This is a genomic window from Streptomyces sp. S465 (genome assembly GCF_026898115.1).
Lineage (GTDB): Bacteria > Actinomycetota > Actinomycetes > Streptomycetales > Streptomycetaceae > Streptomyces > Streptomyces luomodiensis.
Genome location: NZ_CP114036.1, coordinates 8,359,704 through 8,375,701, shown reverse-complemented (window position 1 = coordinate 8,375,701; position 15,998 = coordinate 8,359,704). Strand labels below are relative to the sequence as shown.

Here is a 15,998-nt window from a genome sequence, read left to right as displayed (position 1 = left end):
GAATTCAGTCGCGTACGTCCAGCCGTACGGCATGCAGCCGGCCCCGGCACGCCGCGCCCCGCCTCGCGCCTTGGGGACGTACGGATGATGCCCGGCATATGCCGGTGCTACGTTTGTCCGAGAATGCCCGGTGCCATGAGGTGAGGTCTTGGGTATGGAGGAGCGGCGCGGAACAGACGGGGTAGGGCGCTCCCGCTCGCAGGGCGAGGAACGGCTTTCCCTGCTCTCGGCGGTCGGCGCCGCGCTCACCGACCGCGAGGTGCTCCAGCACGCCCTGGACCAGGCGGTCTCCGAGCTGGGCGGTATCGCGGGCCTGGTGCACTGGTCCTGCGGCCCGGCCGGCCGCCGTACGCTGCGCCTGGTCCTCGCCAGCGGGCTGCCGCTGGCCGCCCTCCGGGCGTGGGAGGAGATCCGCGAGGACGAGGCCCCGCTCGCCCCCGCCCGAGCCGTGCGGGACGGCCGCTTCGTGTGGATGCCGGCGGCCGCCGGCAGGGCCCCCGGCCCCGGGCAGGCCGGCCGCCCCTCCCCCGGGGCCCTGTCGGCGTCGACCACCGTGGCCTCCGTTCCGCTGGCCGGACCGGACCGGCCGGTGGGCGCGCTGTCCGTGCTGACCGGCCCGCGGAAGCCGACCGGGGAGCAGGCCGGCTTCCTCCGGGCGGTGGCACACTGGGCCGAACGCCGCCTCTCCCGCCCGGCCGCCGCGAGCGACGCGGGCGAGGCGCCCCCGTGGTGGCAGCAGCGGCCGGGCGGCTCGGTGCTCCAGCAGTCCCTGGAGGCGGTCAAGGTCGGCTCCTGGGAATGGGGCGTGCACACCGGTGAGATGCGCTGGGACCGGGCGGGGCGGACGCTGCTCGGCATCCCCGACGACTACCAGCGGCGGATCGAGAGCTGGATCGACCTGATCCTCCCCGAGGACATGCCGCGGGTGATGGCCGCCACCGAGAAGTCGCTGCGGGAGCGGAGCGTCTACGAGGTCGAGTACCGGGTCCGCCGTCCCGACGGGACCACCGGATGGGTGCTGAGCCGCGCCCATCTCGAACTCGACGAGAGCGGCGAGCCCGTCCGCATGGTCGGGAAGGTCTGGGACACCACCGAGAGCCGGATGGCCCGGGAATCGGTGGGGCAGGCGCTGCGCTTCATGAGCGACGCGTTCTTCGCGGTGAACCGGGACTGGCGGATCACCTTCCTCAACGTCGAGGCGGAACGCCTGCTAGGCCCGGCCACCAAGGTGCTCGGCCGGCCGCTGTGGGACGGCCCCGCGGGCACGGTCCCCGGGCTGGAGGACCGCTGCCGCGCTGCCGCCGCCGACGACAGACCGGCCGGGTTCGACATCCGGTGGCCCACCGATGCCCGCTGGTACCACATACGGCTGGTCTCCGTGCCGGATGGGCTGACGGCCTACCTCACCGATGTCACCGACCGGCACACCCGGGCCGCGCGGCGCGCGGAGGCCGAGCGCGCCGGCGCCGAACAGTCCGCCAGGATCGGCGAGTTGACCAACGCGCTGGCCGACGCGGTGACCACCAGGGACGTCGTCGACGTGGTCGCCTCGCACGTCCTGCCGCCGTTCGGCGCCTCGGGTCTGCTGATCCTGGGCCTGGAGAGCGGCCGGCTGAACGTGATGGGCTCGGTGGGGTATCCCCGCCCCTTCCTGCGCAGTGTGGACGGGATCCCGGCGTTCGAGGGCTATCGCCTGCTCAACGACGTACTCGGCTCGCGCCGGCCGCGCTTCATCTCCTCGGCCGAGGAGTACGAGGCGCTGTTCCCCGATCTGGCCGGCAATCCGGCCATCGCCGGGAAGAACGCCTGGGCCGTGCTCCCGCTGACCGTCTCGGGCAACGCCATCGGCACCATCTCCCTCTCCTTCGACGCGCCGCGCCGCTTCTCCGCCGATGAGCGCGCCCTGCTCATCGCCCTCAGCGGGATGGTGGCCCAGGCGCTGGCCCGAGCCCGCCTCTACGACACCGAGCACGCCCGCGCCCAGGCGCTCCAGCGCGGGCTGCTGCCCCGGGCCCTGCCCACGCCGGCCGCCGTCACCTCCACCGTCCGCTATCTGCCCGCCAGCAGTGGTACGGGCGTCGGCGGCGACTGGTACGACGTCATTCCGCTGTCCGGGGAGCGGGTGGCCCTGGTCATCGGCGATGTGATGGGCCATGGCCTGGCCGAGGCCGCCACCATGGGGCGGCTGCGCACCGCCGTGCACACGCTCGCCAACCTCGAACTGCCGCCCGATGAGGTCCTGGCCCATCTCAACGAGGTCGTCGGCGATCTGGGCGAGGATTCCTTCGCGACCTGTCTGTACGCGGTGTACGACCCCGTCTCGCGGCTCTGCTCGCTCGCCCGCGCCGGTCATCCCCCGCCCCTGGTGGTACGCCCGGACGGAGGTGTGCAGTGCCTGGACCCGGCGCCCGATCCGCCGCTGGGCGCCACCGAGCCCCCGTTCTCCACCGTCGATCTCCGGTTGCCCGACGGCAGCCTCCTGGTGCTGTACACCGACGGCCTGGTGGAGTCCGCCGCGCGCGACATCGACACCGGCATCGCCGAATGCGTGCGGGTCCTCACCAGCGAGCGCGGCCGGCTCTTCACCCGCCCGGCGCCCCCACCGCCCCCGGACGGGACGGAGACAGGCGAGGTGGAGCCGGATGGGACGGAGCCGGACGGGACGGACCGGGCGGACCGCGACCGGCTCGACCGGCTCTGCGACCTGCTGGTCGGCGCCATGCTCCCCGCCCAGCAGCTGACCGCCGACGACACCGCCCTGCTGATCGCCCGGCTGCACGGGCTGCCGTCCGGGAACATCGCCGGATGGCCGCTGCCGGAGGCCCCGATGGCCGCCCCGCTCGCCCGCGTCCATGTCCGCGACCAGCTCCGGGCATGGGGTCTGGACGACCTCGTCTTCACCACCGAGCTACTGGCCGACGAACTCGTCGCCAATGTCGTCCGGCACGCCAGGGGACCGAGCCGACTCCGGCTGATCCGCGGCAGTGCGCTGATCTGCGAGGTCTCGGACACCACCGCCACCACTCCCCGGATCCGCCGGGCCGCCGAGACGGACGAGGGAGGGCGGGGCCTGCAACTGGTCTCCGCGCTCTCCCAGCGCTGGGGGACCCGCTACACCGCCGAGGGCAAGTGCATCTGGACCGAACAGCCCATCCCGCGGGCCCACGCGACGTCGTGAGGTCCCTCCGGCCCGGCCAAGCGCCCGCCACCACCCCGCACCGGCCGACGGCGGCCCCCGTAAGGTGTCCTCACACACGCGCAGGTCATCGAGGGGGAGCAGAGTGGGACCGTCCGGCATGTCCGAGGTACACGGGGAGACCGCCGAGCACCTGGCCCCGTCCGGGCCCGGACACACACCGAACTCCCTGAAGTGGGCCGTGCTCATCCCGGTGGTCGCCACCGCGGCCGGGTTCCTCGCCCAGTATCCGTACGGCATGTTGTGGCTGGGGGTACTCATCGTGCTCGGCGCGGCGGCGGCCGCGGCCATCGTGGCGGGCGGCCTCTGGCACCGGGCGGGTGCGGCCACGCTGGCGGCCTTCGCCACCATGGCGCTCGCGCTGTTCGCCGGACCGGCGCTGTACGAGCTCTATGTGAAGCAGGTGGGCGACCGGGTCGACGCCCTGGTCGCGGACACCGGCACCCACACCAACCACAAGGGGACCGAGCTCGACGTATGCCGTGTGGTGGACACCTCCGGGACGGTCCAGGACCTGTCCGAACAGCAGAACTGCCAGGGGCAGTTCAGGCCGGAGCAGCATGTCGTGCTGTTCGTGGATCCGCTGGGCGCGCTCGACCCGTGGGTGGAGGCCACGGGCGAACGGACGGTGGACGGTGCCGGACTGGGCATCACCGCCGGTCTGTTCGCGGTGACCGGCTCGGCGCTGTTCTACGCCGGTCAGCGCCGCCGTCCGGGGCGCTGACCGGACCGCCCATGAGTGCCGGACGCTGACCGGACCGCCCATGAGTGCCGGACGCTGACCGGCGCGCGGCCGGGCGCGTCAGCGATAGGCGAGTTCGCCGCCGCGGGCCTCCAGGATCGCGCCGGTGATGTAGCTCGCCCGCGAGGAGACGAGGAACACCACGGCCTCGGCGATCTCCTCGGGCGCCGCCGGCCTGCCCAGGACCGTGGTCCTGGCCACCGCCTGGAGGGCCGCCTCCCCCATCTCGGAGGTGCCCCGCGTACGGACCGGGCCCGAACGGACGGCGTTCACCCGGACGCCCCGGCCGCCGAACTCATCGGCCCACACCCGGGTCAGCAGCTCCAGCGCGGCCTTCGAGGCACCGTACGCCCCGGCGTCGCGGGCCGGGGTGTCGGCGGCGATGGTGCTGAGGTTGACGATGGCCCCGTGGCCCCGGGCGGCCATGCCCGGTGCGAGCCGGCCGACCAGCAGCAGCGGTGCGCGGGTGTTGATGGCCATATGGACGTCGAACATCTCGGGCGTGGTCCCGGCGGTGTCCGCGAACCGGTAGACGCCGGCGTTGTTCACCAGCACGTCCACGTCGCCCGCCGCGGCGGCCAGCCGCCGCACATCGTCGGCCTCGGCCAGATCCGCCGCCACGAACCTGGCTCTGGCCCCCGCCGCCGACACCTCCCGGACCACCTCCGCGCCCCGTCGCGCGTCCCGGCCGTGGACGACCACCTCGGCCCCCAGCGCCGCCAGGCGCAGGGCCACGGCGCGGCCGATCCCCGCGGTGGCGCCCGTGACCAGGGCAGTGGCTCCGGACAGCGCACCACTCATACGGACACTCCTCACCGTGTGCCGGATACCGGCCCATACTTCCCCACACCGTGCCACGATCTTCCGCGCGGCGCTCGTCTTTGCTGTACTGCCAGGGACCCCGGAAACAGGTGGGAGTGCGGACGTGACGGACACGGAAACACACGGCGGGCGGCGCAGCGCGGCCTGGTTCGGCGCGAAGGGCCGCTCCGGCATGGTCTACCGGTCCTGGATGCGCAACCAGGGCTATTCCGGTGAGGTGTTCGACGGCCGGCCGGTGATCGGCATCGCCACGACGTGGTCGGAGCTGGCGCCCTGCAACAGCCATCTGGGGCGGGTCGCGGAGTCGGTGAAGCGCGGGGTCTGGCAGGCCGGTGGCTTTCCGCTGGAGTTCCCCGCGATGGCGCTGGGCGAGACGCTGATGCGGCCCACCGCGATGCTGTACCGCAATCTGCTGGCCATGGAGGCCGAGGAGCTGATGCGGGCCAATCCGCTGGACGGTGTGGTGCTGCTGTCCGGCTGCGACAAGACCACTCCCGGTCTGCTGATGGCCGCCTCCAGCGTCGATCTGCCGGCCATCATGGTCACCGGCGGCCCGATGCTGAACGGCAAGTACCGGGGCGCGGACGTGGGCTCGGGCACCCAGGTGTGGCGGTTCGAGGCCGAGCTGGCGGCCGGGCGGATGACCGAGGAGGAGTGCTTCTTCGCCGAGGGCTGCATGGCCAGGTCCAACGGGCACTGCATGACCATGGGCACCGCGTCCACCATGGCGTCGCTGGCCGAGGCGCTCGGCATGCAGCTGCCCTACTCGGCGAGCTGGCCGGCGGTGGACGCCCGCCGGTACGAGACGGCGCAGCGGGCCGGCCGGCGGATCGTGGCGATGGTGGCGGAGGATCTGCGGCCGTCGCAGATCATGACCCGGGCGGCGTTCGAGAACGCGATCCGGGTCAACGCGGCCATCGGCGGCTCCACCAACGCGGTGATCCATCTGCTGGCCATCGCGGGACGGCTGGGCGTGCCGCTGACGCTCGACGACTTCGACACGCTGGCCAGGGAGGTGCCCACGCTGGTCGATCTCCAGCCCTCCGGACGGTTCCTGATGGAGGACTTCTGCTACGCCGGGGGGCTGCCGGTGGTGATGCGCGAGCTGGGCGCGCTGCTGCACACGGAGGCGGCCACGGTGAGCGGACACACGGTGGCGGAGAACGTGGCCGACGCCGAGTGCTGGAACCGCGAGGTGATCCGGACGCTGGACGACCCGTTCCAGGAGGCCGGCACCGGCACCGCGGTGCTGCGCGGCAACCTCGCCCCGAACGGCGCGGTGATCAAACAGTCCGCCGCGTCGCGGCATCTGCTCCGGCACCGCGGCCGGGCCCTGGTGTTCGACACACCGGAGGACTACCTCGCCGTCCACGCCGACGAGGACCTCCCGGTGGACGAGGACACGGTGCTGGTGATCCGGGGCAGCGGCCCCCGTGGCTATCCGGGCATGCCCGAGGTCTCCAATGTGGTGCTGCCGACGAAGTTGCTGCGCAGGGGCGTCGAGGACATGGTGCGGATCTGCGACGGCCGGATGTCCGGCACCGGTTTCGGCACCGTGGTGCTGCACGTGTCCCCCGAGTCCGCCGTCGGCGGCCCGCTGGCGCTGGTACGCGACGGCGACTGGATCACCCTCGACGTCCCCGCGCGTGCGCTGACACTGGAGGTCGACGAGGAGGAGCTGGCGCGCCGCCGGGCCGCCTGGGAGCCCCCGCCGCCAGTGGCCGCGCGGGGCTGGAGCAGGCTCTACACCGAGCATGTGCTCCAGGCGGACCAGGGTCTGGACCTGGACTTCCTGGTCGGCGCCAGTGGACACGAGGTGCCCCGCGAGTCCCACTGACCCGGCCCCGCGCCCCATCGCTCAGCCGGGGCTCACCCAGGTGCCCCGCTCGGCGGAGCGGGTCATGGCGTCCAGCACGGTGGCGCTGTGCACGGCGTCGTCCAGGGTGGCGCCGTACGCGGTGCCCTCGGCGATGGAGCGCAGGAAGTGGTACGCCTCGATCACCTTCAGGTCGTCATAGCCCATGCTGTTGGCCGAGCCCGGCTGGAAGGCGGCGTATTCGCCGTGCCCGGGGCCGACGTACACGGTGGAGACGGGCTGGTCCTGGTAGGCGGTGCCGCGGCTGACGCCGAGTTCGCCCATGCGCCGGAAGTCCCAGTGGAGCGCGCCCTTGGTGCCGTGGATCTCGAAGCCGTAGGTGTTCTGCTCGCCGACCGAGACCCGGCACGCCTCCAGCACGCCGCGGGCGCCGGAGGCGAAGCGCAGCAGACAGGAGACGTAGTCCTCGTTCTCCACCGGACCCAGCTCGCCGCCGGCGGACCGGGTGTGGCCCGCGGTGGCGCCGGTGGGGCGGGCCCGCTCGGGCACGAAGACGGCGGTGTCGGCGGTCAGGGCGGCGATCTCGCCGAGCAGGAAACGGGCCAGGTCCACACCGTGGGAGGCGAGGTCGCCCAGCACTCCGCTGCCGCCCCGGGCCCGTTCGTACCGCCAGGTCAGCGCGGCTTCGGGGTGGGCGGCGTAGTCGCTGAAGAGGCGGACGCGGGCATGGGTGACGGTGCCGATCTCCCCGTCGGCGATCATGGCGCGGGCGGTCTGGACGGCGGGCGCGTTGCGGTAGTTGAAGCCGACCGCGCCCTGGACGCCGGCCTCGGCCACGGCGGTGGCGACCGCGCGGGCGTCATCGGCGGTGAGTCCGACCGGCTTCTCGATCCAGATGTGCTTGCCCGCGCGGGCCATGGCGGTGCCGATCTCCCGGTGCAGGAAGTTCGGCGCGGCGATGCTCACCGCCTGGACGCGGGGGTCGGCGGCGACCTCCTGCCAGTCCCGGACGGCGGTGGCGAAGCCGTACCGCCCCGCGGCCTCGTCCGCCCGGCCGGGCACCTCGTCGGCGACGGCGACCAGTTCGGGCCGCACGGACAGCTGCGGGAAGTGGTGCGGCAGACGGACGTACGCCTGGGTGTGCACCCGTCCCATCCAGCCGAACCCCACGACGGCGACCCCGAGCGTACTCACCATGACTGCCCTTCTTTGGACCGTTTCTTTGGACCGTCCCCTAAATTACCGGCCCACGCTGAAAGCCGTTTCGGCAGGTGTCACGCCATATGAGGGACCGCCGCCAGGGTGCTCCGCAGAGGGCACGGAAAAGCCCCGCCCGGCGCCGATACCGAGGGTCAGTCCAGTCCTTTTGCATGGTGAACCTCCCTCGGTGACGCTACTGCCGTTGCGTGCTCGCTCAGAGGCGAACCACCGAGGTTCATCACTCCGCGGGGCCGGGGTCCGGAGGCATCGGCATGATCGCGCACTCCTCCGTGCCCCTCGCATTCATCTACGACCGCGAGGAGACCAGCCAGACCGAGGTCGTGGCGGGCCAGTGGTCTTGGGCTCGCCGGTTGTCATCCGTGGCTCCCGGTGGCTTGTTTCCCGTGTGCGAGTAAATAACTACGGGCCACTCACGATCAGTTGACACACAACACGCACAACGGGGGGTCAGGAGCACCTGGACATAGGGACGTCGGCGAATTCGCGTGCGACAGTTGGAGCATGCGCAGCGCACCGTCATCGGGTGAGAACATCGCGGTACTTCGGAAAGTCCGCGGAATGAGACAATCGAGCCTGGCCCGGCACGCAGCCGACCGGAGCTGTTGGCCATGGCGAAACGGTCCGGCCTGGCGTCCTGAAACCCAAAAACCTTCGCCGGATGATGTCGACGGGGGCTGTTGTGTTGCTGGGTCATTTCGTCGTCCGCGGCCGGTGACCGCTTCCGGTCACCGGCCGCGCGGCGTCATGTGCGGTCCGGTGCGCCGGGCGCATCGCCGGCCGCGTCCGGGTCGCCCCGCTGGTCCATGACGCCGGCGCGTCAGACGGCGGCCGACCGGCGCTCCGCGCGCCCCTGGGCCTGCTCGGGGGCGGCGGGGGCGGACCGGCCGGGCAGGAAGGCGGCCAGTACGAGGGCGATCAGCGCGGCGCCCGCGCCGATGGCCATGACCACGCGGAAACCGTCCTGGGACGGGAGGGTGACCGAGCCGTAGGTGATGGTCAGCTGGGCCAGCGCGACACCCGCCACCGCGCTGGAGATGGAGGTGCCAATGGACCGCATCAGGGTGTTGAGGCTGTTGGCGGCGGCGGTCTCCGACACCGGCACGGCCGCCATGACGAGTGCGGGCATGGCGCCGTAGGCCAGTCCGATACCGGCACCGATGACGCTGGAGACGAGCACCAGTTGCCAGACGGCGGACATCAGCACGATGTTGAGACCGTAGCCGACGGTGACCACGGTGGCGCCGAGCATCAGGGTCACCTTGGGGCCGGCCGTCTTGGAGATACGGGCGGACAGCGGTGCCATGGCCATCATCACCAGGCCCGACGGTGCCATGACCAGGCCGACGGTCATCATCGACCGCCCGAGGCCGTAGCCGGTGGCCTTCGGCAGCTGGAGCAGCTGCGGAAGCAGCAGCGACATCGCGAACATCGAGAAGCCGAACACGGCGGAGGCGGCGTTGGTGAGCAGGACCTGACGCCGCGCGGTGGTGCGCAGATCCACCAGTGGCCGCTCGGTGCGCAGCTCCCACCGGCCCCACACCACCAGGGCGAGGGCGGACACGGCGAACAGCCCGCCGGTCAGTCCGCTGGTCCAGCCCCAGTCGGCGCCCTTGGAGATCGCCAGCAGCAGGCACACCAGAGCGGTCGACAGTCCCACCGCGCCCACCACGTCGAACCGTCCGCCGGTGCGTACGGCGGATTCCGGCACACACATCACCACGAGCGCGGTCGCCACCGCGCCGAGTCCCGCCGCGGTCCAGAACAGCACATGCCAGTCGGCGCGTTCGGCCAGGAACGCGGCGGCGGGCAGGCCCAGGGCGCCGCCCACGCCCAGTGAGGCGCTCATCAGCGCGGTGGCCGCGCCGAGCCGTTCGGCCGGCAGTTCGTCGCGCATGATGCTGATGCCCAGCGGCACCACACCGGCCGCCAGGCCCTGGAGGGTGCGCCCGGCGACCATGGGGGCCAGGGAGTCGCTGAGGCCGCCGACGGCCGATCCGGCCACCAGCATGACCAGGCTGATCAGCAGCATGCGCCGCTTGCCGTACATGTCGCCGAGCCGTCCCGTCACCGGGGTCACCACGGCGCCCGCGAGCAGGGTGGCGGTCACGGCCCAGGTGGTGTCCGACGGCGAGGCGTCCAGCAGCTCGGGAAGTTCCGGGATCAGCGGGATCACCAGGGTCTGCATCAGCGACACCACGATGCCCGCGAGGGCCAGCACCCCGACGACGAGGTTGGTGCGCGGCGGGCGCGGGGCGGTGCCGCCGGGCGCCCCGGCGTCGGCGGGCGGGGTGGGATTTTCGGGCACGGCAGAGCCTTTCGCGTGAACGATGGAGGGAATTTAAAACAGTCGCTTGACTTAAGGTAGCCCATGGGGTTGCCTGATCTTGTCGATGACCACCCAGGACCGAGGGAGAGCGTCGTGGCTCGAGGAGACGGCCAGCAGCCGCTGAGCTATCCGATTCCCAGCGATACGGCCCTGGGGCCGCCCGCCGAGTGGGCCCGGCTGCGGCAGCGGTGTCCGGTGGCGAAGGTGGCCCTGCCCAGCGGGGACGAGGCCACGCTGCTGACCCGCTACCAGGACGTCCGGCAGGTGCTGTCCGATCCGAGGTTCACCCGGCTGCTGAACGCCGACGACGCGGCCCGGCTCACCGACAGCGACTCGGGCGGGGTGTTCAACAGCTCGATGGCGCGGTCGCTCCCGCAGGGCGGCGAGGGCCATCAGCGATGGCGCCGGATGGTGGCCAGATGGTTCACGGCCAAGCGCATGAACGCGCTGCGGCCGGGGATCGAGGCGATGGCCGAGCGGCTCGTCGACGGCATGCTGGACCACGGCCACCCCGCCGACCTCAAGGCCCACCTGGCCTTCCCCCTGCCGGTGTGGGTGATCTGCGATCTGCTGGGCGTCCCCGACACCGACCGCGACCGGTTCGCCCACTGGTCCGACACCCTGCTCAACCTCACCCGGTACCAGCAGGCCGAAGTCGACGCCGCCCAGGCGGAGTTCGTCGACTACATGGCCGCCCATGTCGCCGCCAAGCGGACCGCGCCGGGCGACGATCTGCTCAGTGAGCTCATCACGGCCACCGACCCCGGCGGCCACCGGATGTCCGACCCGGAGCTGGTGGCCACCGGCCAGGCCCTGCTGGTCGCCGGCCACGAGACCACGGCCAACATGATCGGGAAGATGCTGGCCATGCTGCTGGCCGACCGGCGCCACTGGGAGCGGCTCCTCGCCGACCGCTCGCTGGTGCGCACCGCGGTGGAGGAGGCGCTGCGGTTCGACGCCAACCCGGGGTTCGGGATGCCCCGGTACATCGGCGAGGACACCGAGGTGGCCGACACCGTACTGCCGCGCGGCACCACCGTGGTGTGCAGCATGGCGGCGGCCAACCGGGACGAGACCGCCTTCGACGACGCCGACGAGCTGACGCTCGACCGCAGCCCCAACCCCCATCTGGCGTTCGGCGCCGGGGCCCACTCCTGTCTGGGCCAGGCACTCGCCCGCACCGAGTTGCAGGCCGTGCTGGACGTGCTGCTGCGTCGGCTGCCCACCCTCGAACTCGCCGTCCCGGCCGGTGAGTTGCGCCGCCTGGAGGGCCTGGCCGTGGGCGGGTTGCGCGAGCTTCCGGTGAGGTGGTGACCATGGCGGGCAGGACCGTACGGGACGAACGGGCCGACGCCACACGTGAGGCGATCCTGGCCACGGCGGAGCGGCTGTTCGCCGAGCGCGGGGTGTACGCGGTCTCCAACCGCCAGGTCAGCGGGGCCGCCGGCCAGGGCAACAACGCGGCGGTCGGCTACCACTTCGGCACCAAGGCCGACCTGGTGCGGGCGATCGCGCGCAGACACGCCCAGCAGGTGGAGCGGGTGCGCGAGCGGCTGCTGGACGAGATCGGCGACTCCACCGACGTACGGGACTGGGTGGCCTGTCTGGTGCGGCCGGTCCTCCAGCACCTGGCCGAACTGCCCAGCCCCACCTGGTACGCGCGGTTCTGCGCCCAGGTGATGACCGATCCCGCGCTCCACGAGATCATGGCCGAGGAGTCCCTGGCCTCTCCGGCGCTGCGGCGGACCCTCGACGGGCTCAACCGGTGCCTGCCCGATCTGCCGCTCGAGGTGCATGTCGAGCGCGGTGCCATGGCGCGCCACCTGATCCTGCACATGTGCGCCGAGCGGGAACGCGCGCTCGCCGAGGACACCGCCACACCTCGGTCCAGCTGGCACGACGCCGCCACCGGCCTGATCGACGGGATCGTCGGACTATGGCTGGCGCCCGTCACCCACTGACCGCGGTTCCCCGAACGGGGACACCGTGCAACGGGGGTTCAACGGGGGGTTCGACCACTCGCCGCAACCGAATCGAGGCAGCGATGACCAGCACAGTGCACCCGGTGGACGAGCGCGCCGCCAGCGCCCCGGAGTTTCCGATGGCCAGGGCGGCGGGCTGCCCGTTCGACCCGCCCCCGGCGCTGCGGGACAAGCAGCGGCAGGGCCCGCTGGCGAAGGTCCGCCTGTGGGACGGCAGCACCCCGTGGCTGGTGACCCGGTACGCCGATCAGCGGGCCCTGCTGGGCGACCCGAGGGTCAGCGCCGATGTCACCCGGCCCGGCTATCCCCGCCAGGCCCCGCTCCCGCCCGGCGGTTCGGGGGTCAGTTTCATCCTCAAGGACGACCCCGAGCACGCCCGGCTCCGGCGCATGGTGACGGCGCCGTTCGCCATCAAGCGGGTGGCGGCGATGCGCCCCGGCGTGCAGAGGATCGTGGACGAGCTGATCGACGGGCTGCTGGCCGGTCCGAAGCCGGTGGACCTGGTGGAGGCGTTCGCCCTGCCGGTGCCCTCGCTGGTGATCTGTCAGCTGCTCGGTGTGCCCTACGCCGACCACGACTTCTTCCAGACCAACAGCAAGGTCATCATCAACCGGAACGTCACCCCCGAGCAGCGGTCGGCCGCGCACGGGAACCTGCTCGGCTATCTGGACGGCCTGATGGGCGAGAAGATCGCCCACCCCGTCGACGACCTGCTGTCCGGTCTGGCCGGGCGGGTCACGGCGGGCGAACTGTCCCGCGAGGAGGCGGCGCAGATGGGGGTGCTGCTGCTGATCGCGGGCCATGAGACCACCGCCAACATGATCGCCCTCGGCACCCTCGCCCTGTTCGAGCACCCGGAACAGCTCGCCCTGCTGCGCGACACCGACGATCCCCGGCTGATCGCCTCGGCGGTGGAGGAGCTGCTGCGCTATCTGCACATCACCCACAGCGGGCGGCGCCGGGTGGCGACGGAGGACATCGAGATCGCCGGGGAGGTCATCCGGGCGGGCGAGGGGCTGATCCTGGCCAATGACATCGCCAACCGGGACCCCGAGGTGTTCGCCGATCCCGACCGGCTGGACATCCGGCGTGACGCCCGCCGCCATGTGGCCTTCGGCTTCGGGGTGCACCAGTGCCTGGGCCAGCCACTGGCCCGGATGGAGCTCCAGGTCGTCTACGGCACCCTCTACCGCCGTATCCCCACCCTGCGGCCGGCCACCCCGCTGGAGCGGATCCCGTTCAAACACGACGGATCGGTCTACGGCGTCTACGAACTGCCCGTCACCTGGTAACGGAACCTGGTAACGGAACTTGGTAACGGAACCTATTAACGGAAACACATGAGGAAGGGAACACCGTTGAGCAGCACCGGACTTGAGGGTCGCGGCGTCGTCGTCACCGGCGCGGGGTCGGGAATCGGCCGGGCCACGGCCCTGGCGCTCGCCCGGGAGGGGGCGAAGGTGCTGGTCGCGGACCTCGACCGGGACGGCGCCGAGCAGGTCGTCACGGCCATAGGCACCCAGGGGGGAACCGCCCGCGCGGTCGTCGGCGACCTCGGCGACCAGCGGGTGGTGGACCAGGTCGTGGCCACGGCCGTGGCGGAGTTCGGCGGCCTGGACGTCCTGGTCAACAACGCGGGCATCATGGACCGTTTCTCGGCGACCGCGGACACCGACGACGCCGAATGGGACCGTGTGCTGCGGGTCAATCTGACGGCGCCCTTCATGCTCACCCGGGCCGCGCTGCCCCATATGCTGGCCGCGGGCCGGGGCGCGCTCGTCTTCACCGCGTCCGAGGCGGCGCTGCGCGGCAGTGCGGCCGGTACCGCCTACACCGCCTCCAAGCACGGTGTGGTGGGCCTGGTGAAGTCCCTCGCCGTGATGTACCGGGACCAGGGCATCCGCGCGAACGCCATCGCCCCGGGCGGCACCGCGACCGGCATCCGGGTCGACGCCCGGCCCGGGACCCACGGCCCGGCGGTCATCGGCGCGCACACCGCGAACATCGGCAGGGTCGCCACGGCCGAGGAGCAGGCCGCCGCCATCGTCTTCCTCGCCTCCGACGCCGCCAGCAATGTCAACGGCGTCATCCTGCCCGTCGACAACGGCTGGTCCGCGGTCTGAGGCGGCCGAGACGGCCAAGTGGTCACGAGACGATCACACTGGCCTGTTTTCGATGTTGCTGAGGTTGAGAACATCTCACTAGAGTGGTTGTTGAGATTTAAAGGAAATTGTGACGGCTTCCCCCCTGGCATCGCGCTCCTGGAAGGAAGGCACTGTGCACAACACCCCTCTCCACTCTTCCGAGACCCTCGACTACCTGGTGATCGGTGGCGGCCCCGCCGGCCTGCAGCTCGGCCAGCACTTAGGTGCGGCGGGGCATCGCTACCGCATCCTGGAGGCCGGAAGCAGACCCGGCACGTTCTTCCGGACCTACCCCCGCCACCGGCAGCTGATATCCAGCAACAAGGTGCACACCGGCACCGACGACGCCGAGTTCAACCTCCGGATGGACTGGAACTCCCTGCTCTCCCCGGACCCCGAGCTGCTGTTCACCCGGTACAGCAAGCGCTACTTCCCGCCCGCCGACGACTTCGTGCGCTATCTGGCCGACTTCGCCGAGGCGTTCGGCCTCGACATCGCCTATGACACCCGTGCGGTGCGGATCCGCCGTGCCGACGACGGCTTCACCGTCACCGACCAGCACGGCCGGGACCACCACGGCCGCCGGCTGGTGATGGCCACCGGCGTGAGCCTGCCCTACATCCCCGATGTGCCCGGCATCGAGACCACCGAGAACTACTCCGAGGTATCGGTGGACCCCGAGGACTTCACCAACCAGCGGGTGCTCATCCTCGGCAAGGGCAACTCCGCGCTGGAGACGGCCGACAACCTCATCGAGACCGCCGCCGTCATCCATGTGGCCGGGCCGCACACCCTGCGACTGGCGTGGAAAACCCACTACGTGGGCCATCTGCGCGCCGTCAACAACAACTTCCTGGACACCTACCAGCTCAAATCGCAGAACGCCGTGCTGGACGGCAATGTGCTGTCGATCGAGAAGGAGCCGGGCGAGGGCGGCCGGTACCACGTGCGGTTCAGCTTCTCCCGGGCGGACGAGGTCGTGAAGGAACTCACCTACGACCGCGTCATCGTGTGCACCGGATTCCGCTTCGACTCCTCCCCGTTCGACCCCGAGTGCCGCCCCGAGCTGGTCATCAACGACCGCTTCGCCGAACTCACCCCGGCGTTCGAGTCGGTCAACGTGCCCGGTCTGTACTTCGCCGGGACCCTCACCCAGCAGCGCGACTTCAAGAAGTCCACCAACGGCTTCATCCACGGCTTCCGGTACGCCGTCCGCGCGCTGAGCCGCATCCTCGACGAACGCCACCACGACCGCCCCTGGCCGCACCGGCCGGTCGCCACCGATCCGACCGCGCTCGCGGACGCCGTGGTGGCCCGGGTCAACCGGAGCTCCGCGCTGTGGCAGCAGTTCGGTGTGATCGGGGACCTGCTGGTCACGCCGGCCGGTGGCGAGAGCCGCTACCACGAGGAGGTGCCGGTCGCCTACGCCCACGGCGCCCCGCTGACCCAGGGCGCCGGCTACTTCCTCGTCACCTTGGAGTACGGCCCCGACCACGACAAGGTCGACCCGTTCGACATCTCGGTGCGCCGGTCGGCACAGAACTCGGTCGAGCAGGCCCTCGACGCCTCCTATCTGCATCCGGTGATCCGCCACTTCCGCGACGGTGAGCTCCTCGGCACACACCACATGGCCGAGAACCTGGAGAACGAGTGGGACCACCCGAAGGTCCACTACGCCCCGCTGGTCGAGTTCTTCGCCCGTGAGCTGGACCGTCAGCCGTCCGGCGCGGGGCGGTGACCCGGCCCCGT

Annotated in this window: 11 protein-coding genes; 8 read left to right on the top strand and 3 right to left on the bottom strand. The window is 71.7% G+C overall.

The window, feature by feature from the left end; all coding sequences use genetic code 11:
• Nucleotides 1–154: 154 nt before the first annotated feature.
• Nucleotides 155–3,178: an ATP-binding SpoIIE family protein phosphatase gene (locus tag N6H00_RS35350; RefSeq protein ID WP_268975929.1), complete on the top strand. Its 3,024-nt coding sequence runs from the start codon at nucleotides 155–157 to the stop codon at nucleotides 3,176–3,178.
• A 118-nt stretch (nucleotides 3,179–3,296) separates the two neighbouring features.
• The gene (locus tag N6H00_RS35345) at nucleotides 3,297–3,920 is read left to right on the top strand and encodes a hypothetical protein (RefSeq protein WP_268975928.1); all 624 of its coding nucleotides are present in this window, start codon (nucleotides 3,297–3,299) and stop codon (nucleotides 3,918–3,920) included.
• Nucleotides 3,921–3,998: 78 nt separating this feature from the next.
• Here N6H00_RS35345 and N6H00_RS35340 read toward each other — a convergent pair whose 3' ends face one another.
• Nucleotides 3,999–4,739 (bottom strand): SDR family NAD(P)-dependent oxidoreductase, encoded by a 741-nt coding sequence (locus N6H00_RS35340; protein WP_268975927.1) that lies wholly within the window; start codon nucleotides 4,737–4,739, stop codon nucleotides 3,999–4,001.
• Between the two features lie 124 nt (nucleotides 4,740–4,863).
• Between N6H00_RS35340 and N6H00_RS35335 the strand changes: the two genes are divergently transcribed.
• Nucleotides 4,864–6,597, top strand: a complete 1,734-nt coding sequence (locus N6H00_RS35335) for an IlvD/Edd family dehydratase (protein WP_268975926.1) — start codon at nucleotides 4,864–4,866, stop codon at nucleotides 6,595–6,597.
• A gap of 21 nt (nucleotides 6,598–6,618) precedes the next feature.
• Here N6H00_RS35335 and N6H00_RS35330 read toward each other — a convergent pair whose 3' ends face one another.
• Entirely contained in the window at nucleotides 6,619–7,773 is a 1,155-nt protein-coding gene (locus N6H00_RS35330; protein ID WP_268975925.1) for a Gfo/Idh/MocA family protein, read from the bottom strand.
• An 841-nt stretch (nucleotides 7,774–8,614) separates the two neighbouring features.
• The gene (locus N6H00_RS35325) at nucleotides 8,615–10,102 is read right to left on the bottom strand and encodes an MFS transporter (RefSeq protein ID WP_268975924.1); all 1,488 of its coding nucleotides are present in this window, start codon (nucleotides 10,100–10,102) and stop codon (nucleotides 8,615–8,617) included.
• A 114-nt stretch (nucleotides 10,103–10,216) separates the two neighbouring features.
• Between N6H00_RS35325 and N6H00_RS35320 the strand changes: the two genes are divergently transcribed.
• The 5 genes from N6H00_RS35320 to N6H00_RS35300 all read left to right on the top strand — a co-directional run bounded on the left by N6H00_RS35320 (nucleotide 10,217) and on the right by N6H00_RS35300 (nucleotide 15,987).
• Nucleotides 10,217–11,437: a cytochrome P450 gene (locus tag N6H00_RS35320; protein WP_268975923.1), complete on the top strand. Its 1,221-nt coding sequence runs from the start codon at nucleotides 10,217–10,219 to the stop codon at nucleotides 11,435–11,437.
• Nucleotides 11,438–11,439: 2 nt separating this feature from the next.
• A complete protein-coding gene (locus N6H00_RS35315) occupies nucleotides 11,440–12,084 on the top strand; it encodes a TetR/AcrR family transcriptional regulator (RefSeq protein ID WP_268975922.1) in 645 nt (214 codons plus the stop codon).
• Between the two features lie 83 nt (nucleotides 12,085–12,167).
• Nucleotides 12,168–13,397: a cytochrome P450 gene (locus tag N6H00_RS35310; protein WP_268975921.1), complete on the top strand. Its 1,230-nt coding sequence runs from the start codon at nucleotides 12,168–12,170 to the stop codon at nucleotides 13,395–13,397.
• A gap of 66 nt (nucleotides 13,398–13,463) precedes the next feature.
• Nucleotides 13,464–14,228 carry an SDR family NAD(P)-dependent oxidoreductase gene (locus N6H00_RS35305; RefSeq protein ID WP_268975920.1) on the top strand — a complete coding sequence of 255 codons (765 nt, stop codon included), beginning with the start codon at nucleotides 13,464–13,466 and terminating at the stop codon, nucleotides 14,226–14,228.
• 154 nt (nucleotides 14,229–14,382) lie between these two features.
• On the top strand, nucleotides 14,383–15,987 hold the full coding sequence (locus tag N6H00_RS35300) for an NAD(P)-binding domain-containing protein (RefSeq protein ID WP_268975919.1): 1,605 nt from the start codon (nucleotides 14,383–14,385) through the stop codon (nucleotides 15,985–15,987).
• The last annotated feature ends 11 nt before the right edge of the window (nucleotides 15,988–15,998 follow it).